Source organism: Marichromatium gracile (assembly GCF_004343155.1).
Lineage (GTDB): Bacteria > Pseudomonadota > Gammaproteobacteria > Chromatiales > Chromatiaceae > Marichromatium > Marichromatium gracile.
In genome coordinates this window covers 135,791-161,981 of record NZ_SMDC01000001.1, presented here as the reverse complement: position 1 = coordinate 161,981, position 26,191 = coordinate 135,791, and the positions used below count along the sequence as shown (strand labels likewise).

Annotated in this window: 23 protein-coding genes; 8 read left to right on the top strand and 15 right to left on the bottom strand. The window is 68.7% G+C overall.

Annotated elements, in window-relative coordinates; translation table 11 throughout:
• Positions 1 to 2: 2 nt before the first annotated feature.
• Positions 3 to 671, bottom strand: coding sequence for a cation efflux transmembrane domain-containing protein (locus EDC29_RS00740; protein ID WP_123139207.1), 669 nt, complete (start codon positions 669 to 671; stop codon positions 3 to 5).
• 751 nt (positions 672 to 1,422) lie between these two features.
• Positions 1,423 to 2,004 (bottom strand): chorismate--pyruvate lyase family protein, encoded by a 582-nt coding sequence (locus EDC29_RS00735; RefSeq protein ID WP_123139208.1) that lies wholly within the window; start codon positions 2,002 to 2,004, stop codon positions 1,423 to 1,425.
• Between the two features lie 371 nt (positions 2,005 to 2,375).
• On the opposite strand from EDC29_RS00735, the gene EDC29_RS00730 reads away from it, so the two are divergent.
• Positions 2,376 to 2,573: an alanine-zipper protein gene (locus EDC29_RS00730; RefSeq protein WP_005221977.1), complete on the top strand. Its 198-nt coding sequence runs from the start codon at positions 2,376 to 2,378 to the stop codon at positions 2,571 to 2,573.
• Here EDC29_RS00730 and EDC29_RS00725 read toward each other — a convergent pair.
• A complete protein-coding gene (locus tag EDC29_RS00725) occupies positions 2,552 to 3,508 on the bottom strand; it encodes a L,D-transpeptidase family protein (RefSeq protein WP_243695626.1) in 957 nt (318 codons plus the stop codon). The two genes, EDC29_RS00730 and EDC29_RS00725, sit on opposite strands and share 22 nt — an antisense overlap.
• A 385-nt stretch (positions 3,509 to 3,893) precedes the next feature.
• Between EDC29_RS00725 and EDC29_RS00720 the strand changes: the two genes are divergently transcribed.
• Both EDC29_RS00720 and feoB read left to right on the top strand, forming a co-directional pair.
• Entirely contained in the window at positions 3,894 to 4,163 is a 270-nt protein-coding gene (locus EDC29_RS00720; RefSeq protein WP_123139210.1) for a FeoA family protein, read from the top strand.
• A 45-nt stretch (positions 4,164 to 4,208) separates the two neighbouring features.
• Positions 4,209 to 6,560 carry a Fe(2+) transporter permease subunit FeoB gene (gene feoB / locus EDC29_RS00715; RefSeq protein ID WP_123139211.1) on the top strand — a complete coding sequence of 784 codons (2,352 nt, stop codon included), beginning with the start codon at positions 4,209 to 4,211 and terminating at the stop codon, positions 6,558 to 6,560.
• On the opposite strand, the gene EDC29_RS00710 is transcribed toward feoB, so the two are convergent.
• The 3 genes from EDC29_RS00710 to EDC29_RS00700 form a co-directional block, all read right to left on the bottom strand.
• Positions 6,532 to 7,071, bottom strand: coding sequence for a SixA phosphatase family protein (locus EDC29_RS00710; protein WP_123139212.1), 540 nt, complete (start codon positions 7,069 to 7,071; stop codon positions 6,532 to 6,534). The two genes, feoB and EDC29_RS00710, sit on opposite strands and share 29 nt — an antisense overlap.
• Positions 7,072 to 7,162: 91 nt before the next feature.
• A complete protein-coding gene (locus EDC29_RS00705) occupies positions 7,163 to 8,044 on the bottom strand; it encodes a fructosamine kinase family protein (RefSeq protein ID WP_123139213.1) in 882 nt (293 codons plus the stop codon).
• Positions 8,041 to 8,646: an HNH endonuclease gene (locus EDC29_RS00700; RefSeq protein WP_123139214.1), complete on the bottom strand. Its 606-nt coding sequence runs from the start codon at positions 8,644 to 8,646 to the stop codon at positions 8,041 to 8,043. Before EDC29_RS00700 ends, EDC29_RS00705 begins: the two co-directional genes overlap by 4 nt.
• A gap of 636 nt (positions 8,647 to 9,282) precedes the next feature.
• Here EDC29_RS00700 and EDC29_RS00695 point away from each other — a divergent pair.
• Positions 9,283 to 11,490 (top strand): primosomal protein N', encoded by a 2,208-nt coding sequence (locus EDC29_RS00695; protein ID WP_132228164.1) that lies wholly within the window; start codon positions 9,283 to 9,285, stop codon positions 11,488 to 11,490.
• A gap of 179 nt (positions 11,491 to 11,669) precedes the next feature.
• Here the strand turns inward: EDC29_RS00695 and EDC29_RS00685 are convergent, their stop codons facing one another.
• Complete coding sequence (locus EDC29_RS00685) at positions 11,670 to 12,269, bottom strand: histidine phosphatase family protein (protein WP_123142298.1); 600 nt, start codon at positions 12,267 to 12,269, stop codon at positions 11,670 to 11,672.
• Between the two features lie 814 nt (positions 12,270 to 13,083).
• Between EDC29_RS00685 and EDC29_RS00675 the strand changes: the two genes are divergently transcribed.
• The 3 genes from EDC29_RS00675 to EDC29_RS00665 all read left to right on the top strand — a co-directional run bounded on the left by EDC29_RS00675 (position 13,084) and on the right by EDC29_RS00665 (position 14,493).
• Positions 13,084 to 13,386 (top strand): hypothetical protein, encoded by a 303-nt coding sequence (locus EDC29_RS00675; protein ID WP_123139217.1) that lies wholly within the window; start codon positions 13,084 to 13,086, stop codon positions 13,384 to 13,386.
• 3 nt (positions 13,387 to 13,389) lie between these two features.
• The gene (locus EDC29_RS00670) at positions 13,390 to 13,830 is read left to right on the top strand and encodes a hypothetical protein (RefSeq protein WP_123139218.1); all 441 of its coding nucleotides are present in this window, start codon (positions 13,390 to 13,392) and stop codon (positions 13,828 to 13,830) included.
• 186 nt (positions 13,831 to 14,016) lie between these two features.
• Positions 14,017 to 14,493, top strand: a complete 477-nt coding sequence (locus EDC29_RS00665; protein ID WP_132228160.1) for a bacteriohemerythrin — start codon at positions 14,017 to 14,019, stop codon at positions 14,491 to 14,493.
• 26 nt (positions 14,494 to 14,519) lie between these two features.
• Here EDC29_RS00665 and sdhB read toward each other — a convergent pair whose 3' ends face one another.
• The 4 genes from sdhB to EDC29_RS17585 form a co-directional block, all read right to left on the bottom strand.
• Entirely contained in the window at positions 14,520 to 15,281 is a 762-nt protein-coding gene (sdhB, locus tag EDC29_RS00660; protein ID WP_123139220.1) for a succinate dehydrogenase iron-sulfur subunit, read from the bottom strand.
• A gap of 17 nt (positions 15,282 to 15,298) precedes the next feature.
• Positions 15,299 to 17,182 carry a succinate dehydrogenase (quinone) flavoprotein subunit gene (gene sdhA, locus EDC29_RS00655; protein WP_123142301.1) on the bottom strand — a complete coding sequence of 628 codons (1,884 nt, stop codon included), beginning with the start codon at positions 17,180 to 17,182 and terminating at the stop codon, positions 15,299 to 15,301.
• Positions 17,179 to 17,811, bottom strand: coding sequence for a succinate dehydrogenase/fumarate reductase transmembrane subunit (locus EDC29_RS00650; protein ID WP_123139222.1), 633 nt, complete (start codon positions 17,809 to 17,811; stop codon positions 17,179 to 17,181). The genes sdhA and EDC29_RS00650 overlap by 4 nt, the downstream gene beginning before the upstream one ends.
• Positions 17,812 to 17,925: 114 nt before the next feature.
• Positions 17,926 to 18,051 carry a hypothetical protein gene (locus EDC29_RS17585; protein WP_255419372.1) on the bottom strand — a complete coding sequence of 42 codons (126 nt, stop codon included), beginning with the start codon at positions 18,049 to 18,051 and terminating at the stop codon, positions 17,926 to 17,928.
• A gap of 156 nt (positions 18,052 to 18,207) precedes the next feature.
• Here EDC29_RS17585 and EDC29_RS00645 point away from each other — a divergent pair, with 156 nt between their 5' ends.
• On the top strand, positions 18,208 to 19,275 hold the full coding sequence (locus EDC29_RS00645) for an endonuclease (protein ID WP_242465910.1): 1,068 nt from the start codon (positions 18,208 to 18,210) through the stop codon (positions 19,273 to 19,275).
• A gap of 1 nt (position 19,276) precedes the next feature.
• Here the strand turns inward: EDC29_RS00645 and EDC29_RS00640 are convergent, their stop codons facing one another.
• The 4 genes from EDC29_RS00640 to EDC29_RS00625 all read right to left on the bottom strand — a co-directional run bounded on the left by EDC29_RS00640 (position 19,277) and on the right by EDC29_RS00625 (position 26,151).
• A complete protein-coding gene (locus EDC29_RS00640) occupies positions 19,277 to 21,460 on the bottom strand; it encodes a sensor domain-containing diguanylate cyclase (protein ID WP_123139223.1) in 2,184 nt (727 codons plus the stop codon).
• A gap of 128 nt (positions 21,461 to 21,588) precedes the next feature.
• Complete coding sequence (locus EDC29_RS00635) at positions 21,589 to 22,674, bottom strand: phosphotransferase enzyme family protein (protein ID WP_165913402.1); 1,086 nt, start codon at positions 22,672 to 22,674, stop codon at positions 21,589 to 21,591.
• Positions 22,664 to 24,880 (bottom strand): RelA/SpoT family protein, encoded by a 2,217-nt coding sequence (locus EDC29_RS00630; RefSeq protein WP_123142305.1) that lies wholly within the window; start codon positions 24,878 to 24,880, stop codon positions 22,664 to 22,666. Before EDC29_RS00630 ends, EDC29_RS00635 begins: the two co-directional genes overlap by 11 nt.
• A 35-nt stretch (positions 24,881 to 24,915) precedes the next feature.
• Positions 24,916 to 26,151, bottom strand: coding sequence for a DUF1015 domain-containing protein (locus EDC29_RS00625; RefSeq protein WP_132228156.1), 1,236 nt, complete (start codon positions 26,149 to 26,151; stop codon positions 24,916 to 24,918).
• Positions 26,152 to 26,191 lie beyond the last annotated feature (40 nt).

Here is a 26,191-nt window from a genome sequence, read left to right as displayed (position 1 = left end):
GATCAGATGCGCTGTGGCGCGCGTTCGAGTTCGGCGAGCTGACGCAGCGAGTGCCTGACCATCTTCAGCGGGATGCCGAAGAACCAGATCGAGGCGACCAGCACCATCACCGGGTCGGCGTAGCGGGCGAGGTGTGCCATCGGGGTCAGCTCGGTGAGCTTGGCGATGACGAAGCCGCACATCACCGCGCCGCTGATCACGGTGTCCATCAGCCACTGCTTCTCCTCGGCGTTGATCAGCCCGGAGCCGCCCTGCTTGCGGTGCTTGGTGATGTACCACCAGCTCAGGGTACAGCCGATCACGTTGATCAGGCCGAAGAGGATGGCGAGATCGCCGTCGGTGTCGCGACCACCGTCGAGGATGGCGCGCACTGCGAGCACCAGCGACAGGGTGCAGAGCAGGATGATGACTGCACCCTTGAACAGGATCACCCGATGCTCAATACGGGCCGCGGCCTGGGTGTTGAGCAGTCGTGACTGGCGATGGATGTAGTAGAGGGCGAGCAATGACACCAGGGTCATGAACAGGCCGATCAGGGAGTACAGGCCGTCGAAGATGACCACCATCGAGTTGATCCAGAGACCCCAGATCACTCCCATGATGGCAAAGGCGAGGGTAGACAACATCGAGAAGATCAGGATCTGACGTTCTCTCCGAGTCTGGGCGGACATGATGACCTCAACAGAAAGATGATGCGTGTTTGATAGGTGAAGCGCGCGCCGGTCTGGTCCGGGTGTGGAACCGTGCGGCACACGTCAGGGTGCGAGCCTGTGGGGCGAGCGATGCGCGGTGCTGTCTCCATGCAATGATCCGGTGGTGTTGACGGTGACGACCTCCAGCGCGATGGCGCTGGAGGCCGGTGAGGCGGCCCCGGCACCGGTTGTCCGGGGGCGCTGGATATGGTCGTCGAGCCGTATCGGCGCGCTCGGGCACGGCCCTTCCGGGCGCGCTCGACGGATGGGGGTGCTGGCGTCAGCGTTGCGGTGGCGCGGGTCGCGCACGGACGGTCGGCGATGATGATGCGGACGCGCACGGGCGACCGCTCACCCTGGGGCGGGAGACGGCATCGGTGTCAGGCACCGATGGTATCGGCGGTGTTCGGGGCGCCGATCACGGGCTGGTGTGCTGGGGGGAGCGCGTGAGAAGCACACCAGTGCTTCCCGGGGTGCGAGCCATCACCGCGTCGCGTGTCGCGCGGGCGGCTGACCGCATTGATCTGGGGCGATGTCTGTATGCTCTAGGCTGCTTGCGAGTTGGCGGGGTGGTGCGTGACCACGCCCTGACCTCCCCATCTGCGTAGCGTCGGCAGGATCATGAACGTGTATTCATTCAAACACTTGTTCAAGGGCTTTGCAAACGTCGCCCGGTGAGCGGCACGCATCATCGCGACGCCCGTCGCCATGTGGCGGTGGGCGTATCGGCTCAGCGATAGAGCGCGAGGGGGAAGTACTCGGTGATCAGGATCACCGGGTGGCGCTCGATGATGATGCGGTAGGTGCGGTAGACCGCGCTCGGCTCGGCGCCGTCCTGAACCAGACCGACGTCGAGTACCTCGCGATAGCTCTCCAGTCCACTGTCGCGGATCAGCACGCCGATACCGATCTCGCGATCGATCAGGCGCTGGCGGAAGTCGGCGGGGATCAGGTCGGTGCGGATCAGCGAGAAGGCCTCGGCGAAGCTGCGACCGCTGTCGTCGCCGCGCAGCCGCGCGTCGCGCAACAGGCAGCGATCGCCCTCGGCGACCTCGACCCAGGGGACCGTGGCGGCGGCGTGCTCGAAGCGTTGCTCGACGGTGTCGACCGTCACCGGTTCCCAGAAGTAGGCCTCGAGGATCTTGGTGACGGTACCGTCGGTAACCAGCAGGGCGCGCAGGAAGGGGGGCAGTGCGGCGAGCGCGAGGCTGGCGCCGTTCGGCGCGCGCAGCTGACCGTTGCGCAGGAAGCCGTCGCAGCGGAAGGTCGATTGTGCCGGGCCCTGGTCGGGGAGTCCGTAATAGCGGTGCATGGACGGGGCCTCAGCACGCGCGCCACGGGCGGGCGGTGAGGGGGATGGGGGATGCGGACATGGATGCTTGCCTTGATCGGTTGGATGGTCTGTGGTCGCCGGCCACGGCGGTGGCGGAGAAAAATAGCAGAACTTGGCCGTGATGGGCTTGATGTTGAGTCATGCTTGACGCACTCTCAGAGCACGGCGTCCGGTCGCCTCTCTGGAATGGTGGGACCGGGGCCGGCACACTGGACCTTAAGGGTCAGAGACCACTTCGCCAACTCGGCCAGCCCCGGCCTCGGGACTGGCCGGTCCGCGCGCGGAGGTCAGTCCCGGGTAAATGTGTTATACCAACAAAGGCCTTGAGCCGATCAATGGAGACATTACCAATGACCAAGACCGTCAAGCTCGCTTCCCTGTCCCTCGCTGCTCTCCTTGGCGCATCGCTGCTCGGCGGTTGCGCGACCGACCAGACCGCTCGCGACATGGCGCAGCAGGCGCTCGACACCGCCAACAGCGCTCAGGCGTGCTGCAACGCCAACACCGAGCGCCTGGATCGCATGTATCAGAAGATCATGGGCAAGTAAGGCGCTTGATCTGAGTGCGTCCGGTGTCCCACGGCCCGTGGGACACCGGTGTTCTCGTCGATGGCGCGCTGCACCTCGCGCCAGTCGATCTCCACCCCCTCGGCCTCGGCGAGCGCAGTCGGGACCGCCTCGCGGGCCGTGACCCGCTTGCCCTCGCGATTGACGTGCACCTCCAGATAGAGATCGTCGCCGCGCCAGCCGAACTTGTAGGGCTGGTCGACGATGGTGACCTGGGTGCGCAGCTCGGTCAGCGAGAACAGCTCCTCGATCCCCTCCGGGTAGAGCCGGATACAGCCGGCGCTGACCTCCATCCCCAGCCCCCAGGGCTTGCTGGTGCCGTGGATCAGGTACTCCGGGTTGCTCAGCCGCATCGCGAACTGTCCCAGCGGGTTGTCCGGTCCGGGCGGCACCACCGCCGGCAGGATGTCGCCATAGGCGGCGTGGGCGGCGCGCACATTGGGGCCCGGAGTCCAGCTCGGGTCGCGCTTCTTCTCGATGATGGTGAAGCCGCCCAGCGGTGTGTCCATGCCCTCGCGACCGACGCTGATGGCGTAGGAGCGGACCTCTTCCGGGTCGTCCGGGGGATAGAAATAGAGCCGCTTCTCGGGGCGGTTGATGACGATGCCCTGGCGCGGCGCATCGGGCAGCACGTAGAAGGTCGGTACCATCACCTCGGTGCCCGCGCCCGGGACCCACATGTCGACCTCGGGGTTGGCGCTGCGCATGTCCTCGAAGCCCTGGTTGTTCTGGCGGGCGACATCGAGCAGGGTGTCGTCGGCGCGGGTGGTGAAATAGAACGGGAAGCCGATGACGCTGTCGCCCGGGTGTTCGAGCCGATAGGTCTCGGCGTGTCCGGCCCCGGCGATGGTCAGCGCCAGGGCGCCGGCGAGACTGGCCGCCAGTGTGCGACGAGCGTTGGTGAATCCCCGTTTCATCAAGACCTGTGTCTGCATCTGTATCCGCCCAAAGAAACCTCGATCGAGTGTTGAACGCCCGACTCGCTGGGGCCGGGGTGGCGCATCCTCTGCCAGTTCGCCTGCTCCCGCAAGCGGCATCCCGGCGCGACCGGCCCGGTCGCGGCGCTCGCCTGTTCATCAACATGGATCGTCCGGGGCGGGTTTTCGAGCATGCGTTGTCCGCCGCGCCCGTCGCCGGCCGATTGATCCCTCCGATCAGCCCGTTGCGCCCCGGGTTCCCCAGGGCGGTGGCGTCGGCGTGACTGCGGCGCAGGCACGGTTCGGGTTATGCTTCGATGATCGACCCGGCTCGATTGATTCGCAGTCGCAGCCGCCCCTCGTTATCGGTCCAGACCCATCAGCCATGTCGCATACCGCATCGCCCATCCCCCTGTCCGAACTCCAGCACGACACCCCGGCACGTATCGTCGAGATCCAGGGTGGACGTCACCTGACCCGCCGTCTGCTCGCACTCGGGCTGCGCCAGGGCAGCCAGCTCAGCGTGGTACAGCGCCGCGGGCAGGGACTGGTGCTCGCCACCGGCGGTGGTCGGATCGCCATGGGCTTCGGGGTGGCCGAGAAGGTGCGGGTGTGTGTCGACCCCGAGGCCCGCAACGACAACGACCTCGACTGAGCGCGCGATCAACACCCCGCGAGCCCCAACACCAGGATCGAAGCGATGACGGCGACCCTTACCCCTCTCGATGATCAACGTCCGGCCCCGCTGACCCTTGCCCTGGCCGGCAACCCCAACTGCGGCAAGTCGGCGCTGTTCAATGCCCTGACCGGGATCCGCCAGACCACCGGCAACTGGCCCGGGGTGACGGTCGAGCGCAAGGAGGGTGCGCTCGAACTCGATGGTCGGCGGTTGCGGGTGATCGACCTGCCGGGGATCTATTCGCTCGATGCCAGCTCGCTCGACGAGCGGGTCACCCGCGACTATCTGCTCGCGCGCGAGGCCGGGCTGATCGTCAACGTGATCGATGCCGCCAACCTCGAGCGTCATCTCTATCTCACCGTACAGCTCCTGGAGATGGGCGTCGACCTGGTGGTCGCGCTCAACATGATGGACGTGGCGCGCAAGCGCGGGGTGGAGATCGATGTCGCCGCGCTCGCCGCCGCGCTCGGCTGTCCGGTGGTGCCGGTGGTGGCGGTCACCCGCGAGGGGCTCACCGAGCTGCAGGCGCGGGTGCTGGCGGTGGCCGAGGGGCGTGAACCGGGTGGACACGCACTCGCCCAGGGCGACTGCGTCGAGGAGGCGATCGAGCGTCTGGCGGCGACCTGTGACCCGGCGCAGCCGCGCGCCAACGCCCGCTGGCTCGCACTCAAGCTGCTCGAGTCCGACCCCGATGCCGAACATGCCGCCACGCCCGAGGCGCGCGCACTCGCTGCGCAGGCACGCGCCGAGATCGCCGAACGCGTCGGCGACGAGGCCGATCTGCACATCGCCGACACCCGCTTCGGCCATGCCCACGCCCTGGCGCAGCGGGTGTCGCGCGCGCGCGGCGCGGCGGCACGCAACCTCTCCGATCGCATCGACCGGGTGGTGCTCAGCCGCGCCTTCGGTATCCCTTTGTTCCTGTTGATGATCTATCTGATGTTTATGTTCACCATGAACGTCGGTGGTGCCTTCATCGACTTCTTCGATCTCGCCGGCGGTGCACTCTTCGTCGACGGTACCGCCGCGCTGCTCGGCGCGCTCGGCGCCCCGGGCTGGCTCGAACTGGTACTCGCCCAGGGCATCGGCGGCGGGTTGCAGGTGGTCGGCACCTTCATCCCCATCATCGCCAGTCTCTACATCGTGCTCTCGATCCTCGAGGACTCGGGCTACATGGCGCGCGCGGCCTTCGTCATGGATCGCTTCATGCGCTCGATCGGGCTGCCCGGCAAGGCCTTCGTACCGTTGATCGTCGGCTTCGGCTGCAACGTCCCGGCGGTGATGGCCACCCGCACCCTGGAGCACGAGCGCGAGCGCAAGCTCACCATCCTGATGAACCCCTTCATGTCGTGCGGTGCGCGGCTGCCGGTCTATGCGCTGTTCGCCGCCGCCTTCTTCCCGCACTCGGGGCAGAACCTGGTGTTCGCGCTCTATCTCGTCGGTATCGCCGCGGCGGTGCTCAGCGGGCTGGCGATGAAGCACAGCCTGCTGCGCGGCGAGAGTGCCGGGCTGCTGATGGAGCTGCCGCCCTACCACCTGCCGACCCTGCGTGGCGTGGCGCTGCGTACCTGGGACCGGGTGCGGCTGTTCCTGCGCGGGGCGGGCAAGGTGATCGTGCTGATGGTGCTGGCGCTCAACCTGCTCTCGAGCGTCGGCAGCGACGGCAGCCTCGGCAACGAGGACAGCGACCAGTCGGTGCTCGCCGCCGCCAGCCGTGCCGCCACCCCGTTGTTCGCGCCGCTGGGGATCGAGGAGGACAACTGGCCGGCGGTGCTCGGGGTGATCTCCGGGGTGCTCGCCAAGGAGGTGATCGTCGGCACCCTCGACTCGCTCTATGGCCGGCTCGCCGAGGAGGAGGGCGCCGCGGCGGCGGCGGACGATGATACCTTCGCGCTCGGCGCCCGGCTCGGCGAGGCGGTGGCCAGCATCGGCGACAACCTCGGCGCGCTCGGTGCGCGGGTGCTCGACCCGCTCGGGCTCGACGTCGGCGAGCTGGCCGACAGCGCCGAGGCGGCCGCCGTTCAGGGGGTGCGGGATGCGACCTTCGGGGCCATGATCGAGCGCTTCGACGGCCAGGCCGGGGCCTTCGCCTATCTGCTGTTCGTGCTGCTCTACTTCCCCTGCGTCGCCACCATCGGCGCCATCGTGCGCGAGGCCGGGGCGCGCTGGGCAGTCTTCGTCGCCGCCTGGACCACCGGCGTCGCCTATCTGGTCGCGGTGATCTTCTATCAGGCCGCGACCTTCGCCCGCGATCCGCTCGGTGCCGGGCTGTGGATCGGCGGCGGTCTGACGGCGCTGGTGGCGGTGTTGCTGGGGCTGCGACGTTGGGCGGGGAGGCCGGAGATCAGTCGGCGAGCTGACGCGGCCGGGTGAGCGCGAGCAGATTGGCGCAGCCGGGTTCGAGCCGCGTCCAATCCGCCGGCATCTCCAGCCGGACGAGTGCCGCGGTGGGCAGCAGCTTGCCGTGTTCCGGCGGCTCGAGATCATCTCCGGCGAGATACTGGAGCAGCTGCTCGAGGCCGGGGTTGTGGCCGACCAGCAGCACCGTAGCGGCCGCTTGCGGACACTGTGCGAGGATCTCGAGCAGGGCGGGCAGGTCGGCCTCGTAGAGGCCCGGTTGCCAGAGGATGCGACGCTTGTCGAAGTCGAGCCGCTTGCAGACCATGATCGCGGTCTGGCGGGCGCGCTCGGCCGGCGAGCTGAGGACCTGATCGGGGACCAGTCCCTCGCGATAGAGCCAGGCGCCGATCCGCGGCGCGTCGCGTCGTCCGCGCTTGGCCAGGGGGCGGGCGAAGTCGGTGGCGGCGCCGGCGTCCCAGTCGGACTTGGCGTGACGCAGGATCAGCAATTCGCGCGGGGTACGGAAGGCGTCTTGATAGTTCAAGCCGGGGTCCAGGCCAGACTGCGGTGACTTGGGCGCACTTTTAACACAGTCGTCATCTCGACGACAGAGGGTGTGCGCAAGCGTCGACCGTTCAGCCCAGCTCGGCGAGCAGCTGCTCGATCATCCCCTGGGCCTGCTGGCGATAACCGCCGCCGAACAGGTTGAGGTGGTTGAGCACGTGATAGAGGTTGTAGAGGGTCTTGCGTACCGCATAGCCCGGCGCCAGCGGCCAGGCCTCGCGGTAGGCGGCGTGGAACGCCGGACCGAAGCCGCCGAACAGCTCGGTCATCGCCAGGTCGGTCTCGCGATCGCCGTGATAGACGGCGGGGTCGAAGATCACCGGGGCGCCGTCTGCGGTGGCGCCGATGTTGCCGCCCCAGAGGTCGCCGTGCAGCAGCGAGGGTGTCGGTGCGTGATCGAGCAGGGCGTCGACCCCGAGCAGCAGGCGCTCGCCGGCGCGCTGCAGGGCGCCGCCGTGCCCCTGGGCGGCGGCCAGCTCGAGTTGCGGGCGCAGTCGTCGCTCGCGCCAGAACTCGGCCCAGTCGGCGCAGGGTGCGTTGTGCTGCGGGGTCGAGCCGATGGTGTTGTCGCGATGCCAGCCGTGGCGCTCGGCGCTGGTGCGGTGCAGCGCCGCCAGCCCGTGGGCGGCGCGCACCGGGTCGAGCCGACCGTCGAGCGCGAGGTACTCCATCGCCAGGAAGCTGTGCCCCTCGGCCAGACCGCAGCAGATCGGTCGCGGCACGCGGATCGCCGCGGCTCCGGCCAGGGTCTCGAGCCCCTCGGCCTCGGCCTCGAACATCGTCAGTCGCTCCGGGCTGTTGAGCTTGACGAAATAACCGCGTGCGCCGGATTCGAGCACCAGCGCATGATTGATGCAGCCGCCGTGCAGGGTGCGCCGGCGCTCGGGGTGGAAGGGCTGGCCGCTGGCCGCGCCGATGCGCGCGGCCAGCGCCTGCTCCAGGCTCAGGCTCACTGCGTCCCTCGCGTGAGGATGCGTCGGTGCAGCGGGCTGGTGCGTGGGAAGTGGGCGCGCAGGAACTCCATCTGATCGGCGAGGACGTGACGGCCCATCAGATAGATGTACTCGGCATGATTGGGGGTGAAGGGCACCGCCAGCAGCTCCATGCCGGCGTCCTCGGGCGAGCGCCCGGCCTTGATGTTGTTGCAGCGCATGCAGGCGGTGACGACGTTGTTCCAGTGGTCCTCGCCGCCCTTGCTGGTCGGGCGCACATGGTCGCGCGAGAGATGGCGTGTCGAGAAGCGCTGGCCGCAGTAGAGACAGATGTGGTCGTCGCGCTGGAACAGGGTGCGATTGGAGAGCGGCGGCACATAGTCGTCCTTCTGCTTGACCATCGCCTGATGATTGCCGTAGGTGGCGATGATCGAGTGGATCACCAATTGACTGCGCAACCGGGTATGCGCATTGACCCCGCCGTAGAGCCGGAACAGGGTGTGGCCGCAGGCATAGGCGACCTGCCCGAGATAATAGAGCCGGGCGGCGACGCGATAGTCGATCCACTCGAGTGGCATGCCTGCCAGATCCGTTCGCAGTACCTGTTGATTCAATGACAACATAGCGGGAATGCGGCTCGGAATTTGCCTGCATGATACAGACTTGATCGTCCTGCGCAAGTCATTGCGCGCAGACCGTTATCCTTTCTGCAAGCAAGGTTTTACCTCTTCCTGGGTGGATTGCCGGCTGGATCCAGAAGACGAGCCGACAGACGGTCATCTTCAATGACCTCTGGATGACCGAATGGTTGCCGACGCCAAGCATCCGTTGATCCACGGCGGACGAATGATTCGGGCGCGCTCGAGCGTTGTGCGCACTCATTGAAACGTCTGTCGTGCTGGGGATGAATGGCGCCACCGAGGTTGCTCAATGAGTGTGTCATGGGATGCTCTCCGACCCATCGCGGCGGCTCACTAGCGCCGTCGGGAGAAGACTTCATTCACAGAGCGGCGGGCTGGTGTCGGTCTTGATGATATGGTTGGGTTCATTTCCGGTAAAATTCACGAATGATTTTTAACTCAATGATTTTTAAGACAGTTTTTTTGATGGTCAAAATCTGTTCAAAACCCTCGGGTCACCGTGGTGATGCTGTTTGATAGGCGCTCGTCGCCGTCTGTCCCCAGACTTATCCACAGGTGCCGAGGCTGCGGAGCGACGCGGATCGATGTGGGTGACGAGTCGGTCGACGAGGTCGTGTCGTGACCGAGGCGAGGATCGCACGGGTGGCGTTGCCCGGTCCGCTCGACGAATTGTTCGACTATCTGCCCGGCGCGATGGGGCAGCCCGAGCCGGGGACCCGGGTGCTGGTGCCCTTCGGTCGTTCACGTCGGGTCGGCATCCTGGTCGAGTACGCCGCCGAGTGTGGCTGTGACCCGAGTCGGCTCAAGTCCGTCGAGCGCGCGCTCGACTCGCGACCGCTGTTCGCGCCAGCCGATCTGACGCTGATCCGCTGGGCCGCCCGTTATTATCGTCACCCGCTCGGCGATGCCCTGTTCACCGCGCTGCCGGCGCGGTTGCGTGAGTCCGGTCCGCTGCTCGCGAGTGGTGTCGCCGGTATCCGTCTCACTGCCGCTGGTGCGGCCCTGACACCCGCCGAGCTGGCACGGGCGCCGCGTCAGCAGGCGCTGCTCGCGCGTCTGCTCGAGTCACCCGAGGGCCTCGCGCAGCGCAACCTGGAGGAGGAACTCGGCGGCATCACCAGCGCGCTGCGCGCACTGCGCGCCAAGGGGTTGGTCGAGTCCTGTCGGCTGGAGCCGGGTGCGGTGGCGTCGGCGGACTCGTCTGCGGTGCTGGCGGCCCCCGAGCTCAACCCCGAACAGGCCGCGGCGCTGGCGGCGGTGAGCGAGGCGCTCGGCGGCTTCCGCCCCTTCCTGCTCGACGGCATCACCGGCAGCGGCAAGACCGAGGTCTATATCCGCGCCATCGCCGAGGTGGTGGCAGCCGGAGGCCAGGCGCTGGTGATGGTCCCCGAGATCGGACTCACGCCGCAGCTGCGCGAGCGCTTGCGCACGCGTCTGCCGGGGCCCCTGGCGGTGCTGCACTCGGCGCTCGCCGCCGGCGAGCGTGAGCGCGCCTGGCACCAGGCGGCCAGCGGTGAGGCGCCGGTGGTGCTCGGTACCCGTTCGGCGGTGTTCGTGCCGCTGCCGCGGCTGGCGCTGATCGTGGTCGACGAGGAGCACGACCCCTCGCTCAAGCAGCAGGAGGGGTTTCGCTACTCGGCGCGCGACCTGGCGGTGCGCCGCGCCCAGCTCGTCGGCTGTCCGGTGGTGCTCGGCACTGCCACGCCGGCGCTCGAGACCCTGCACAACGTCACCGCCGGTCGCTACCATCGTCTGGCGCTGCCGCGCCGCGCCGGCGGTGCGCGACCGCCCACCATCAACCTGCTCGACATCCGCAACCAGCCCTTGCGCGCCGGGCTCTCGCCGGTGCTGCGCGAGCGCATGCACGCAGCCCTGGCGGCGGGCGGTCAGGTGTTGCTGCTGCTCAACCGCCGCGGTTATGCCCCGGTGCTGACCTGTCACAGCTGTGGTTGGGTCGGCGTCTGCCCGGATTGCGACGCGCGCATGACCCTGCATCTGGGCGAGCGGCGGCTGTGGTGTCATCACTGTGGTCGGATCGAATCGGTACCGCGCGACTGTCCGCAGTGCGGGGGGCCGGATCTGCGCATGCTCGGGCGCGGCACCGAGCGGCTCGAGGAGGGGCTGACCGAGCTCTTCCCCGGCGTGCGGATCGCGCGCATCGACCGCGACAGCACCAGACGCAAGGGCGAGCTGACGCGGTTGCTCGCCGCGGTGCATCGCGGCGAGGTGCAGATCCTGCTCGGCACCCAGATGCTGGCCAAGGGGCACGACTTCCCCGGGGTGACCCTGGCCGGGGTGATCGATCTCGATCACGCCCTCTATGCCAGCGATTTTCGTGCCCCGGAGCGCACCGCCCAGCTGATCGTCCAGGTCGCCGGTCGCGCCGGGCGGGCCGAGCGCGCCGGCGAGGTGGTGCTGCAGACCCGCCACCCCGAGCACCCGCTGCTGCAGTCGCTGCTGCGCGAGGGCTATGGCGGCTTCGCCCGCGCCGCGCTCGCCGAACGCGAGGCGGCGCAGTTGCCGCCCTTCACCTATCTGGCGCTGCTGCGCGCCGAGGCCCCGGAGCAGGAGGCCGCGCTCGCCTTCCTCGCCGAGGCGCGCGCACACGCCGAGCCCTTGTGCTCGTCCGAGGTGGAGCTGCTCGGTCCGGTGCCGGCGCCATTGTCGCGTCGCGCCGGACGCCATCGCGCCCAGCTGCTGGTCCAGTGCGCGCAGCGTCCGGCGCTGCAACACTTCCTCGCCCACTGGACCCCGACGCTGCGTGCCCTGCGTCGCGTCAAGGGGGTGCGCTGGTCGCTCGACGTCGACCCGCAGGAGATGGTCTAGGAAGGGATGTCAGCCCTTCAGCCGCCAGCTTCCAGTGGGAGTGCTCCCTCGATCCTGCTCGCGCAAGATGAAGCGCGACGCCTATCCTCGCTGGCTGGCGGCTGGCGGCTGGCGGCTGGCGGCTGGCGGCTGGCGGCTGGCGGCTGGCGGCTGGCGGCTGGCGGCTGGCGGCTGGCGACTCAGGGCAGGGTGGGGCGGTTCATGCATTCGAGCACCGGGCCGTTGGCGCCGTGGCGGATACGGGTGATCCCGGCGTAGTCGGTCTTGGTGCGATACCAGTCGTGCGGACCGAGTCCGAGTACCTCGCCGAGGATGGCGCGGGTGGTCCCCGAATGGCAGACGATCAGCAGGTGCTCGCCGGGGTGGCGTTCGAGCCGGGCGCGATAGGCGCTGACGACCCGGTCGAGGAAGGCCTCCAGGGGTTCGGCGCCCTCGGGGCGGCAGCCGACCGGGTCGTTGCGGTAGGCGCGATGACGCTCGGGCTCGCTGACGGCGATCTCGTGATGGGCGCGTCCTTCCCATGCACCCATGCCGACCTCGGCAAACTCGGGGACGATCTCCAGCGGCAGGCGATGATGCTCGGCGAGTTCGCGGGCGAAGGCCTGACAACGTTGCAGCGGCGAGCTCAGGACCCGCGTCCAGGGCGCGGCGTCGCCGACGGCGTGGCGCATCTGCTGCCAGCCGGTCTCGGACAGGGGGTCGTCGACGCCACAGCCACGGTAGCGCCGTCCGCCCACGGGCTCGCCGTGGCGGATCAGGTCGATGAGAGTTGCGGACACGCTTGGGGATTCCTCGGGAACGGACGGGCGCGCCGCTGGTGAACGGGCGCGCGGGAAAAGCCCTCAATTCTAGCTCGACTCCATGGCGATGGCATCAGGGGCGAAGGCTGGCGGCTCGGCACCTGACAGCGATCAGCCGATTGAGCCGCCAAGCGCGCGAAGATGAGGAAAGGCTTCCAGCCTTCAGCCTTCAGCCGCCAGCCGCCAGCCGCCAGCCGCCAGCCGCCAGCCGCCAGCCGCCAGCGGGCGTTTTTCCTCACCGTCGCCGCGAACACCAGGCGTCATCGACGTAGGATGGGCAAAGCGCAGCGTGCCCATCGTGGGATTGGCGATCAGCGCCTAGCCTTCAGCCTTCAGCCGCCAGCTGCCAGCCTCCAGCGAGGGGGCTGGGTTGTCTCGTTGCGTCGCGGTTGACCGCACACCGACACCGGAGGCTGTTTGCTGGAGGTTGGTCGCTTTCTTCGCGTCCTTTGTCTCTTTGCGGTTCCATCTTCATTGAGCCGCAAGGCGCCAAGAGCGCGAAGATGAAGAAAGGCTTCCAGCTGCCAGCCTCCAGCGAGGGGGGCAGGGTTGTCTCGTTGCGTCGCGGTTGACCGTACGCCGACACCGGAGGCTGTTTGCTGGAGGCTGGTCGCTTTCTTCGCGTCCTTCGGGTCTTTGCGGTTCAATCTCCTGGCCGCTGGCCGCTGGCCGCTGGCCGCTGGCCGCTGGCCGCTGGCCGCTGGCCGCTGGCCGCTGGCCGCTGGCGACTGGCGCCCCTTTGCGGTTCAATCGTCGCTGACCACCGACTCTCAATCCAGCAAGGGATCACGCCATGTCTGTCAAACGCTATGCCGGTATCCACAATGAACTCCAGGGCGGGATGACGCCGACGGCCAACATCATCCGCGACGCCTGGGTGTTCGGCCTGATCCCCGAGGAGGAGACCTGCGAGGGCTGGACGGTTCAGGGGATCGATGACCTCTATGACAAGGTCAGCGCGGCCTGGGCGCCTTATGGGCATCTGGTCTCCAACCTGCCCGCGGAGCTGCGCGAGCGTCATGCCCGGATCTACGAGGTCGCGGTGAGCCGGGCGCGTGCCGCCGGCTGGGACCCGGACCAGCTCGAGGAGGATTGAGACATGGACAGTTCCGGGCCTGGTTTCGTCTTTTATCGGCCCGGGACCGTGATCGCGCGTGAATCGACGACCCTGCCCGCGCCGCTGCACAACGCCCTGCAGCTGCGCCGCATGCACAGCGGTATGGATCGGGTGCTGCTGCCGATCCGCTCCATGCAATATCTCGTCCTGATCGAGCGTGCCGAGATCGCCTTCGTCGACGTCCAGAGCCGCTACGACGAGGGTGGCGGGACTGGTGGTCGTCCCATCCGGGTCGCCTGGCGGCCGCTGGCCGGCCGATGCTCGCTCACCGACCCCGTTGGCTATGAAATTATCTATTATTGCAGGGACATGGCGCAGACCCAGCACCGTCTGATCGCGGAGCTGGGAAAGCTGCTCCTGGCCGGGGGGACCGGCAGAGGTCACGCGACCCGCTGTCCCGTGCTGCCCTTCCCCGGTGCATGAGGTGGGTGCCACGCCAGACCCGTCACGCCAATCAAGAGTCTCGCAAAGGGACCCGTTCGAATCGTCTCGTTGTCCAGTTCGTGGGGCTGTGCGCCGTCGTCGGCGCGCATCGGGTCAAGGGTATGGCGATCGCACAGTGCCGCTCGGGCGCCGGTGGTGCGTCCGCAATCATGACGAGAGGCCCTTATGTCCAAGCTACCCAGGTGGCGAGAGGATTGGTCGTTGAACATCGACGTTATCGATCAGGAGCATCGTGCGCTGATCGAGCGCCTCGCCGACCTCTGCCTGAGGTTCTGTCCCGAGGCCACGCCGACACGCAGCGGCGAGGCCCATGCCCTGATCGAGGCGCTCGCCGAGCTCGGCGAGCAGGCGCGCGCCCACTTCCAGCACGAGGAGCGGTTCATGCGGGCGATCGGCTTCGATGAGCTGCCCGAGCACCAGCGCGAGCACGCCCTGATGATGGCCGAATACACCGCGCTGTTGCGTGAATGGCGCGCCGAGGGGGTGGAGGTGTTCACGCCTGCGATCCAGGAGACGGTGCGTGAGTGGTTGCTGGCGCACATCCTCGGCGCCGATCGCGAGTTCGCCCGCGCCTATTTTCAACTCTGCGGCGGTGACGACCCGGTCGCCCCCAGGCCGTCGCGGAATCTCCAGCTGGGGTGAGCGCGCGGCACGGATGCCGGACCGGGTCAGGACGACCCGAACAGGTCCTTGAGCGCCTGGATCGTGGTCTGACGCCCGAGTTCGCCGATCGCGGTGGTCAGCGGGATCGCCTTGGGGCAGACCCGTACGCAGTTCTGGGCGTTGCCGCAGTCGCTCAGCCCGCCCTCGGCCATGATCGCGTGCAGCCGCTCGGTCTTGTCATGACGCCCGGTGGGATGGGCGTTCATCAGTCGCACCTGCGCCAGCGGCGCCGGGCCGACGAAGTCCGCGCCGGCGCCGAACTGCGGACAGGCGGCCATGCAGCAGCCGCAACTCATGCAGCGGCTGTAGAGATAGTCGGCGGCCCATTGTTGCGGGGCGATGCGCGGTGGCGGCTCGTGGGTGTCCCAGGCGCCGTCGATCTCGATCCAGGCGTGGACCTTGCGTAGCCCGGCGTCGATGGCGCTGCGATCGACGAGCAGGTCGCGTACCACCGGGAACTTGGGCAACGGTTCGAGCACGATCGGCTGTTCGAGCTGGTCGATCAGCGCCGAGCAGGCCGGACGCGGAACCCCGTTGATCAGCATCGCGCAGGAGCCGCACACCTCCTCCATGCAGTTGTGATCCCAGCACACCGGATCGACCCGCCGCCCGTCGTGGGTGAGCGGGTGCTCGCGCAGTGCCATCAGCACCGAGACCACGTTGTGATCGGGCGCGTGGGGCAGCACGAAGGTCTCCCAGTAGGGCGGCGTGTCGGGGCCGTCCTGACGACGGATACGCAGCTCGATGGTGGAGGGTGTTTCGCGCATGACGGGGACTCTCACTCTCAGCGGTAGTCGCGCGGCTCGCTCGGCGGGCAGACGCTGAGGTCGACCGCCTGGTAGTGGATGCGCGGGCGCGGCGCGGCGTACTCGGCCAGGGTCGTCTTGAGCCAGCGCGTGTTGTTCTCGCGCCAGCGGGCGCGATAGTCCTCGAACTCGGGGTCGCCCGGGAAGCTGCCCTCGGGGATGGGGAGTTCGAAATCCGGTTTGTGATGGGCGCCGCGACACTCGTCGCGGGCCAGGGCGCTGGCCGTCACCGCCTTGGCGAGCACGATCATGTCGGCGAGCTGGCGGGTGAAGATCAGGGTCTGGTTGGCCCAGCGGTTGGCCTCGCCGAGACCGATCCGCGCCAGTCGCGCCTCGAGCCGGTCGAGTTCGTCGAGGGCCTGCTCCAGCCCGGCGTTGTCGCGCACCACCCCGACGCGCTCGGTCATCAACGCCCCCAGCGCCTGGTGCAGGGTGTAGGGGTTTTCCTCGCCGTCGGCGCCCAGCAGGCGCTGGTTGATCGTCTCCTGGCGGCGCCGCTCGGCTTCGATCACCGTCTCGGCCAGCGCCGGTCGCGCCGGGTCGAGCCCACGCAGATAGTTGGCCGCCGCCTCGCCCGCGACCCGCCCGGAGAAGCTCGCCGAGAGCAGCGAGTTGGCGCCGAGTCGGTTGGCGCCGTGATAGGCGTAGTCGCACTCGCCGCAGGCATAGAGCCCGGGGATATTGGTGGCATGGTTGCGTGCGCTGCCCGGGCGCATGCCGCCGTCGGCATCGCGCTCGAAGTCGACCCACAGCCCGCCCATACCGTAGTGGGCGGCGGGGAAGATCTCCATCGGGGTGTCGAGCGGGTCGCTGCCGGCGAACTTGCGATAGATCTCGAGGATGGCGCCGAGGCGGGTGGCGACGAAGCGCCGATCGAGATGGGTGAGGTCGAGATAGACCCGGTCGCCGCCGCCGATGCCCAGCCCGAGTTCGCGGGTGACGCGCCAGATCGCGCGCGAGGCCTCGTCGCGCGCCACGGTGTTGCCGTAGGCGGGGAAGAACTCCTCGAGGAAGTAGAAGCGTTCGCGCTCGGGGATGCGGGTCGGGTCACGGCGGTCGCCCGGGGTACGCGGCACCCACACCCGACCGCCCTCGCCGCGGGCCGCCTCGCTCATCAGCCGGGTCTTGTCGTGCCCGAGCATCGCCGTCGGGTGGAACTGGAAGAACTCGCCGTTGGCGAACCAGGCGCCCTGCTGATAGACGCGGCTGGCGGCGGCGCCGGTGGAGTTGGTCGAGGTGGTGGTCTTGGGCGCGTAGAGCTGGCCGAAGCCGCCGCTGGCGAGCACCACGGTCTCGGCGGGGAAGGCGCGCACCTCGAGGCTGCGCAGGTCCATCGCGAGGATGCCGCGACAGCGCCCGTCGGCGTCGATGAGCAGTGACAGGAACTCCCACCACTCGAACTTCTCCACCCGTCCCAGACTCTCGAGCCGGCGCACCTGCTGGTCGACGCCGTAGAGCAGTTGCTGGCCGGTACTGGCGCCGGCGAAGCAGGTACGCCGATGCTTGACGCCGCCGAACAGACGCAGGTCGAGCCCGCCCTCGGGGGTGCGCGAAAAGGTCACGCCCATGCGCGCGAAGGTGCCGATCAGCCCTGGGGCCTGCTCGCACAGACTCTTGATCGGCGGCTGATTGGCGAGGTACTCGCCGCCCTTGATGGTGTCGAGGATGTGCTGCTCGATCGAGTCGCGCTCGCCCTTGGTGTCGAGCACCGCGTTGATCCCGCCCTGGGCGCACACCGAGTGGCTGCGCTTGACCTCGAACAGCGAGAACAGCCGTACCGGGAACCCGGCCTCGGCCAGACGCAGGCTCGCCCACAGCCCGCCGAGCCCGCCGCCGACGACGATCGCCCCCGGTGCGCTCATGACAGGAACCCCAGCATGCCGTGCACCCCGAGCGCGGCGAGCAGCACCCCGAACCCGGCGCAGGCCCAGGCGAAGCGCCGTTGCGCCGCCGCCGAGGTGGTCAGTCCCCAGACGATGGCCATGGTCGACAGGCCGTTGGCGAGGTGGAACACCGAGGCGAGCAGCCCGACGAGATAGAGGGCGAAGAACCCGGGGTTGGAGAGCAGGGTCTGCATGTAGCCGTAGAGATCGTCGCGGATCGCCGGCGTCCACAGCCCCTGGATGCGGGTCATGCCGACATGGAGGAGGAGGAAGAGGAGGATCACCACCCCGGAGAGACGCTGCAGCCAATAGGCCCAGTTGCGTGCATAGCGGTAGCGGATGGGCTCGGCGCGCATCTCGCGGGTGATCGCCAGCCCGATCACCGCGTGCAGCAGCAGCGGCAGCGCGATCACCAGGAGTTCGATCGGCACCAGATAGTTCAACCCCTGGAGCGCCTCGACCACCTCGCGGTTGTAGTGCTCGGCGCCGAAGCGCGACTGCGAGTTCTCCCACAGATGGAAGATCAGGAAGGCGCCCACCGGGAGCAGCCCCAGCAGCGAGTGCAGCCGGCGCAGCACGAAATGGCGGTTTCCGATGGAGGCGGTCATCGTGCGGCCCGTGGTTGGCATCCGAGTCCAGAAGATAACGCGATGGGCCGGTTGCGGGGTTGATCAGGCTCAGTCGCGGTGCGCGCGACCCGGGGCGGGTCCGCGCGGCGACACTCAGCCCTGTTTGTCGTCGTCGTTGCGGTCGTCGCGGTTGCGGCTGCGGTACTGGGTATAGACCAGCCAGCCGACCAGACCGAGGAACAGTGTCAGTTCGAGCGCGGCGAGCGAGCTGCCTTCCATCGTTGATCTCCTTGAGCGCAGTGGGGGGCGAACCCCGTTTGTGTTGGTTGGCCTCAGATGGCGACGCCGGGCGCGAATGGCAACGCCCGGGGTGCTCTTGCCCTTGGGTTGCGCGGATCTGTTACAGTTCCGTACCCATTCTTGTCGTGCTGTACCATGTCCCGTCGTCGCGTATCCAGGTCCCGCTCCCGTACCCGCTCATCCACGCCTTGGTCCTCGATCCTCGCCCGGTTCAGACGCCTCAGTGGCCGTGCGCGGACGCTGCTGCTCGCCACGGCTCTGGTGTTCGCCGTCTCGCTGCTGCCCCAGTCCTGGGTCGAGCGGTTGCCCGAACATGCCCGCGAGGCGGTGGCGATCACCGTCGACATCCGCGAGCTCGCCGTCGGCCTGGTCGCCGACGCCGGCAGCTGGGCCGGTGGGCTGGTGGCGGTGGTCGCCGGCTCGACCGCCGATCAGCTGCTCGCCCTCGTCGACCGTCTGCCGGTAGAGCCGCCGGCCTGGTGGCCGGAGTCGGCGGCGGTGCCCGCGCCGCCGGCGCTCGACAGCCTGCCGCGGGTCGCCGGCAGCTTCTCGACCGCCAAGCGCTGGCTCTACGAGGATATCTATGCCGATCATCGCGAGACCTTCTACTGCGGCTGTCGCTATGACACCGAGGCCCAGGTCGAGCTCGGCAGTTGCGGGCTCGATGCCCTGGCCGGCAGTCGCCGGGCGCGCCGGGTCGAGGCCGAGCACGTCTTCCCGGCCGCGCAGTTCGGCAACTTCCGCCAGTGCTGGCGCGAGCCCGAGCACTTCGCCGAGTGTCGTACCAGCAGTGGCCGCCAGCTCTCCGGGCGGGCCTGCTGCGAGCGCGTCGATCCGGTGTTCGAGGCCGCGCACAATGATCTCTACAACCTCTACCCGGCGGTGGGGCAGATCAACGGCGAGCGTTCGGACTTCAACTGGGGGATGGTCAGTGGCGGGGAGCGTTACGGCACCTGCGAGATCCGTATCGACGCCGAGCATCGCCGGGTGGAGCCGCCGACGCGGGTGCGCGGCGACATCGCGCGTACCATGTTCTACATGCGCGATACCTACGGGTTGCGGTTGAGTCGTCAGGACGAGCAGCTCTACACCGCCTGGAACAACGCCGACCCGCCGGATGCCTGGGAGCGCGAGCGCTCGCGCCGGATCGCGCGCATCCAGGGGCGCGAGAACCCCTATATCACCAGCTATCGGCGGCTCTGACTCAGGCGCGCTCGACGCGATCGCGCCCGTTGCGCTTGGCGCGGTAGAGCGCCTCGTCGGCGCGCGCGAGGATACCGTCGGGGCCGTCGTCGTCGTGGCGGATCTGGGTGCAGCCGATGCTCACCCGCACGGTGATGAGCGCCTCCTTGTGCTCCACCCGCAGTGCGGCGACGTGACGTCTGAGCCGCTCGGCGAAATGACAGGCCGCGGTGAGATCACTGCCCGGCACCAGCACGGCGAATTCCTCGCCGCCGAGCCGCCCCGCGCAGTCGGTGCTGCGCAGCTCGGCGCGCAGCACCTCGGTGAAGGCGCGCAGCACCGCATCGCCGCCGCCGTGTCCGTGGTGGTCATTGATTCGCTTGAAGTGATCGAGATCGAGCATCAGGACCGCCGCCGGGGTTTCGTGACGGCGGATACGATCGAGTTCGCGCTGCAGTTCGGCGAAGAAACGCCGACGGTTGGGCAGGCCGGTGAGGTCGTCGGTCTCGGCGAGTTCGCGCAGTCGTTGCTCGAGACGCTTGCGCTCGGTCAGGTCGGTATTGGCGCCGGCGACCCGGATCGGGTGTTCGTCGGCATCGCGCTGGATGAAACCGCGCGAGAGCACGGGGACATAGTGACCGTCGCGGTGCAGCAGTCTGAACTCGACCGAGTAGGCGTTGGTGGTGCCGTTGAAGGCCTGATCGAAGACCTGCTGGACCCGTGCCTGGTCCTCGGGGTGGATCAGCAGCTGCCACAGATAGCGGTTGGTCTCCAGCGCCCCCTCGTCATAGCCGAGCATCTCCCACCAACGCGTCGAGTAGGACACCCGGTCGCTGCTCAGATCCCAGTCCCACCAGCCGTCCTCGGTACCGCGCAGCACCAGTGACAGACGCTCCTCGCTGATGCGTAGCGCCTCGCTGGCGCGGGTGCGCTCGATGGCGATGCTGGCGAGATTGGTGGCCAGCTCGATGCGTTCCAGATCCTCTCTGTCGGGCCCCTGAGGGTGGTCGTGATAGATGGCGAAGGTGCCGAGGATATGTCCGTCCGAGGCGCGGATCGGCTCCGACCAGCAGGCGGCGACCCCCGCCTGTCGCGCCAGCGCACGAAATGGCCGCCAGTAGGGGTGGGTGGCGATGTCCTCGACCACTACCCGCTCGCCGGTCGCCGCGGCGCTGCCGCAGGAGCCGATGCCTGGGCCGATCGCGAGCCCGTCGATCGCCCGGTTGTAATCGGGTGGCAGGCTCGGTGCCGCGGCGGTATAGAGACGTTTGCTGTCACGGTCGAGTTCGAGGATGCTGCAGCGCCCGGAACTCTCCTGTTCGAAGCCCTCGACGATGACCTCGAGCACCGCCCTCAGCGGGGCGCCGGCGACGAGTTGCTCGAGCACCCGGTTGCGCAGCCGCTCGCGCTGCTCGAGGCGGCGCTGTTCGGTGGTGTCGCGCCCGACCGACTGGATCTCGATCAGCTGTCCGCCGGCGTCGAAGATGGCCTGGTCGACCCACTGCACCCAGCGCCGCTCGCCGTCGGCGCGCACCACCCAGTGCTCGCTGATCATCGCTGGATTGTCGGCGTTGCAGCGGCTCATCATCGAGTCGACGAGGGCGTGTTCCTCCTGCGGCACCAGGGTCATGAAGCTTCTGCCGATCAACTCGGCACGGCTGTATCCGAAGAAGGTGCAGTAGGCCTCGTTGGCGAAGGTGATGGTGTTGTCCGGGAGGAAGCGACAGACCAGGTCGCTCTGTAATCCGACGATGGCGCGATAACGGGTCTCGCTCAACCGGAGGCGTTGCTCGCGGGTCTTGAGGTCGGTGATCTCGGTGATGATGAGATCCCAGTCCTCGCCGTTGGCGCCGGGGTGGGCGTTGAGACGGATCCAGCGCAGCGCGCCGGCGCTGTCGCGGATACGACAATCCTGCTGCCAGGGCTGGCGCCCACCGCCCGCTCCGTCGAGCCGCTGCAGCAGGGCGGCGCGATCCTCGGTGATGACCGCCTCGATCCAGCGCGCGTCGCCATCCCGGCTCGGGGCGCTGGTGTCCGGTGGCGAGAGCCGGCAGAGCGTCCAGCGTCCGTCGGCGTCGACCGAGAGCCTCAGCCAGGCGCCGGCCGGCTGCATGCACTGCGCCTCGAGACTGTTGCTGCTGTCCGTGGCGGCAGGGCCGTGGTTGGTGCTGTCTGGTTCGCTGCTGTGGCCTGGGCGACGAGGCATGATGATCGCCTGGCGAGGGAGCGCACCGCGCGTTCGTCGTGTCCTCCGGATGACGGCGGGCGGTGCGTCTCGCGCATGACTGGAGGGCTTGGGTGGATGCTCTCAGGTTAGCCGGTCGCGAGGGCGATTCAAGCGACGCTGGTCGCCTCGGCGAAGCAGCGTTCGACCAGCGTCTCGATCTCGTCGGTCTGGCGCTCGAGGTCGGCGACCAGGGCGAACTGGACGCGCGCCTTGCGCAGGTTGTCGCCATGACGGCGCACGCGGAAGTAGCGGTCGCCCTGGAGGTGGTCGGTGAGGAAGCGTATCCCCAGCTCGAAGGGGATCAGCCGTAGCGCCTGCGGGATCAGTGCGCGCTCCTCGGCATCGAGCAGTCCGTCGGTCGCGGCGGCATAGCCGCCGAGGATGGCGGCGGCGAGGGCGAGGTCGAAGCGGGCGCTCGCGCCGCCCTCACCGGCGCGGTTGCAGCACGAGCGCAGACAGTCGCCGAGGTCGTGGTGGATCAGCCCGGGCTGGACGGTATCGAGGTCGATCAGCGCCACCACCCGGGTCGCATCGGTCGAGAACAGCAGGTTGTCGAGCTTGGGGTCGCCGTGGACGACGTGCTCGCCGATCCGCCCCTCGGCGCGGGCGGTGGCGAGCGTCGCGGCGAGCGGGGCGCGCTGCGCGACGAAGTCGAGCGACTCGGCGAGCGTCGGATCGCGCCGCGCCGTCGGGGTGTCGAGTCGTCGTAACCCGGCGAGGTAGGCCGGGGTGTCGTGGAAGCCGGGCAGGGCGGTCTGCAGCGGCAGTGGGGCGTGCCGGGCGAGGGTGCGATGGAAGCGCCCGAGCGCCTCGCCCACCGCCCTGGCCTGGGCGGGATGATCGAGTCGGGCAAGACTGCGGCTGGGGGCGATGAAGCGGGTCAGTCGCCAGCACGCGCCGCTGTCGTCGTGGAGGGCGAAGCCGCCGTCACGAGTTGGCAGGGGGGCCGGGATGTCGAGCCCGGGGGCGTCCCAGACCGCGGCGAGCGCGGCCTGGTTGGCGATCACCCGCGCCGGGTCGGGAAAGACCCGGGCATTGATCCGTTGCAGCACGTAACGCCGCTCATCGAGCCGCACCGCGAAGCTGTCGTTGATCAGACCGCCGCCGAGCGGGGTGATCGCGGCGCGGTCGGGATCGCCGGCGAGGGCGAAACCGGCGAGCAGCGCGTGCAGCCGCACCGGTTCAGTCGGCACGACGCACCTCGAGCACATCGGGGAGCTGGCGCAGCCTGACCAGCACCCGGCCGAGCTGCTCCTGGTCGCGGACCTCGATGGTGAAGCGCATCGAGGCGGTGTCGGTGGTGCGCTCGGAGTGGGTCTCGACACCGAGCACGTCGAGGTCGTCGTCGACGAACACCGAGGAGACGTCGCGCAACAGCCCCTTGCGATCGGCGGCGATCACCAGCAGGTCGACCGGGTAGCTGGCCTCGACCGGGGCATCGGCCCAGCGCACCGAGATCAGCCGTTCGGCCTCGTCCGGGGGCAGATGGCGGACGTTGCTGCAGTCGCGCCGGTGGATGGTGACGCCGCGACCGCGGGTGACGAAACCGATGATCGGGTCGTGCGGGACCGGTTTGCAGCACTGCGCCATCTGCGTCATCAGGTCATCGACGCCCTCGACCACCACCGCGCTGCTCGGCTCGCTGCGCTGGCGCTGGGGGTGATGACGCGGCTTGTGTTCGGACTCCTTGCTGTGCTCGGCGCGTGGCTCGCCGACCTGGCGCGCAACCTGGCCGACCGGCACGTCGCCGCGCCCGATGGCGGCCAGCAGATCCTCGCCGCGCTTGAAGTTGAAGCGCTCGGCGAGCGCCTCGAGCTGGGGCTTCTCGACGATCCCCAGACGGGCGATCTCGCGCTCGAGCAGGCCCCGGCCCTCGTGGGCGTGCTGCTCCAGGTCCTGTTGCTTGAACCACTGGCGCACCCGGTTGCGCGCGCGCGCCGTGGTCAGGTAGCCGTGGTGGGGGCTGAGCCAGTCGCGGCTGGGGGTGGCGTTCTTCTGGGTGAGGATCTCGACGGTGTCGCCGCTCTCGAGCCGCTGGTGCAGCGGCACGATGCGACCGTTGACGCGCGCCCCCCGGCAACGGTTGCCGACCTCGGAGTGGATGGCGTAGGCGAAGTCGAGCGGGGTCGCTCCCTTGGGCAGCTCGATGACCTTGGCGTGCGGGGTGAGCACATAGATGTGCACCGGCTCGAACTCCTGGCGGAAGCGTTCGAGCACCTCGCCGGGGTCCTCCAGCTCGCCCTTGAGTTCGAGCCAGTTGCGCATCCATACCAGGCGACGCTGGAAGGCCGCGTCGTGGCCCTTGGCCTCCTTGTAGGCCCAGTGCGCGGCGACGCCGAACTCGGCGTGGCGATGCATCTCATAGGTGCGGATCTGCACCTCCAGCGACTTGTCGCCGGGGCCGATCACCGCGGTGTGCAACGACTGATACATGTTGCCCTTGGGGGTGGCGATGTAGTCGTCGAACTCCTTGGGGATGTGGCGCCAGAGCCCGTGGACGATACCGAGCGCGGCATAGCAGTCGGCGACGGTCTCGACCATGATGCGCACCGCGCGCAGGTCGAAGATCTCCTCGATGTCGACGCCCTTGCGGCGCATCTTCTTCCAGATGCTGTAGATGTGCTTGGGTCGGCCGGTGATCTCGGCGCTGATGCCGCTGTTGGCGAACTTCTCGCTGAGGACCTCCATCACCGAGGCGATGTAGTGCTCGCGCTCCTCGCGCCGCTCGGCCAGCAGCCGGGCGATGCGCTTGTACTCCTCGGGCTGGAGATAGCGCAGGCTGAGGTCCTCGAGCTCCCACTTGAGCTGCCACACCCCGAGGCGGTTGGCCAGCGGTGCATAGACGCGCTCGGTGTCGCGCGCGATGCGGGTGCGACGGCGGATCTCGAGGTCCTTGATCGCGCGCATCAGATGCACCCGCTCGGCGAGCACCACCAGCACCACGCGCACGTCCTCGGCGATGCCGAGCAGCAGGCGGCGCAGGTTCTCCTCGTGCTGCGACTGGTCCTTGGCGGCGATGATGGCATCGACATTGGCCAGCTGCCCGATCCGCGACAGGTCGTCGACCATGCGCGCGACATTGGCGCCGAAGCGTTGCTCGATGTCGGCGAGGCTGGTGGCCTGCGCCTCCAGGCTGCCGTTGAGCAGCGCCGCCACCAGGGTCTCGTCGTCCATCTCCAGGCCGACCAGGATGTCGGCGGTGGAGAGCAGGTGACGCACCCGGGTCTCGCCGGTCTCGATGCGCTGATCGCCGTGGATGCGGGTGAGCATCGCGCAGGCGCCGGCGACGGCCTCGAGGCCGGCGGGCTGATAGCGCCCCTCGAGGCTCTCGAGCCAGTGGCGGATCGCGTGTTCGTCGTCGCCGCGGTCGGCGGGCAGGTTGTAGGTGGGTCTGACCATCGTCTTCGGTTGTCGTCTTCCGTCGTCTTGCAGTGTCAGTCCAGGACGTGGCTCACCAGTCCGTCGGCGAGCTTGGGTTCGAACCAGGTGGACTTGGGCGGCATCACCGCGCCGGCGTCGGCGACGGCGAGCAGCGATGCCATGGGAGTGGGGTGAAGGGCGAGCGCGAGCGCCATCTCGCCGCTGTCGACGCGTTGCTGCAGCCCGTCGAGTCCGCGGATGCCGCCGACGAAGTCGATGCGCGGATCGCGGCGCGGGTCGTCGATGCCGAGCAGTGGCTCGATCAGGTGTTGCTGGAGCAGGCTGACATCGAGGCTGGCGACCGGGTCGTCGGCAGGGATCAGCCCGGGGTCGAGTCTCAGCCGATACCAGTGTCCGGCGAGATAGAGCCCGAACTCGCCGGGGCGCGCGGGCGCGACCGGGGTGTCCGCCGGCTCGACGGCGAAGCGCTCGGCGATGGCCGCGAGCAGCGTCTCCGGGCTGTGGCCGTTGAGATCGCGCACCACCCGGTTGTAGTCGAGGATGCGCAGCTGATCGTGGGGGAAGATCACCGCGAGGAAGGACTCGTGCGCGCCGCCCGGCGCGGTGCCGGCCTCGCGGCGGGCTGCGGCCACCCGCGAGGCGGCCGCCGAGCGGTGATGGCCGTCGGCGACGTAGAGCACGTCGATCGCGGCGAAGGCGGCGTCGATTGCGGCCACCTGCGCTGGTTCGCCGAGCCGCCACAGCTCGTGGCGCACGCCGTCGGCGGCGGTGACGTCGACCTCGGGTGGCTGCTCGGTGGTCGCGGCGAGCAGGCCGTCGATCGCGGCCTGGGCGCGGTAGGCGAGGAACACCGGACCGGTCTGGGCGTCGAGCGCCTCGATCTGGCGCACCCGGTCGTCCTCCTTGGCCGGGCGGGTGAACTCGTGGCGCTTGATCCGACCGTCGTCATAGGCCGCCACCGAGGCGGCGGCGACCAGTCCGGTCTGGCGGTGTCCGTCCATGGTCAGCCGGTAGACGTAGTAGCTCGGGGTCGGGTCGCGTCGCAGCACCCCGGCCGCGAGCATGTGCTCGAGGTTGGCGCGAGCCCGGGCATAGACGCTCGGGTCATGGGGATCGGTGCCCTCCGGCAGGTCGACCTCGGCACGCGAGATGTGCAGGAAGCTCCAGGGGCGCTCGCGTACCAGCTCGCGTGCCTCTGCGACGTTGATGACGTCATAGGGCGGGGCGATGACGGCCTCGGCACGATCGGGTGCCGGACGCAGGCCGGTGAAGGGCTTGATCAGGGGCATGGGTGCTCTCGCTGTTGGATGGTCCGGGGGATGGTGGCCT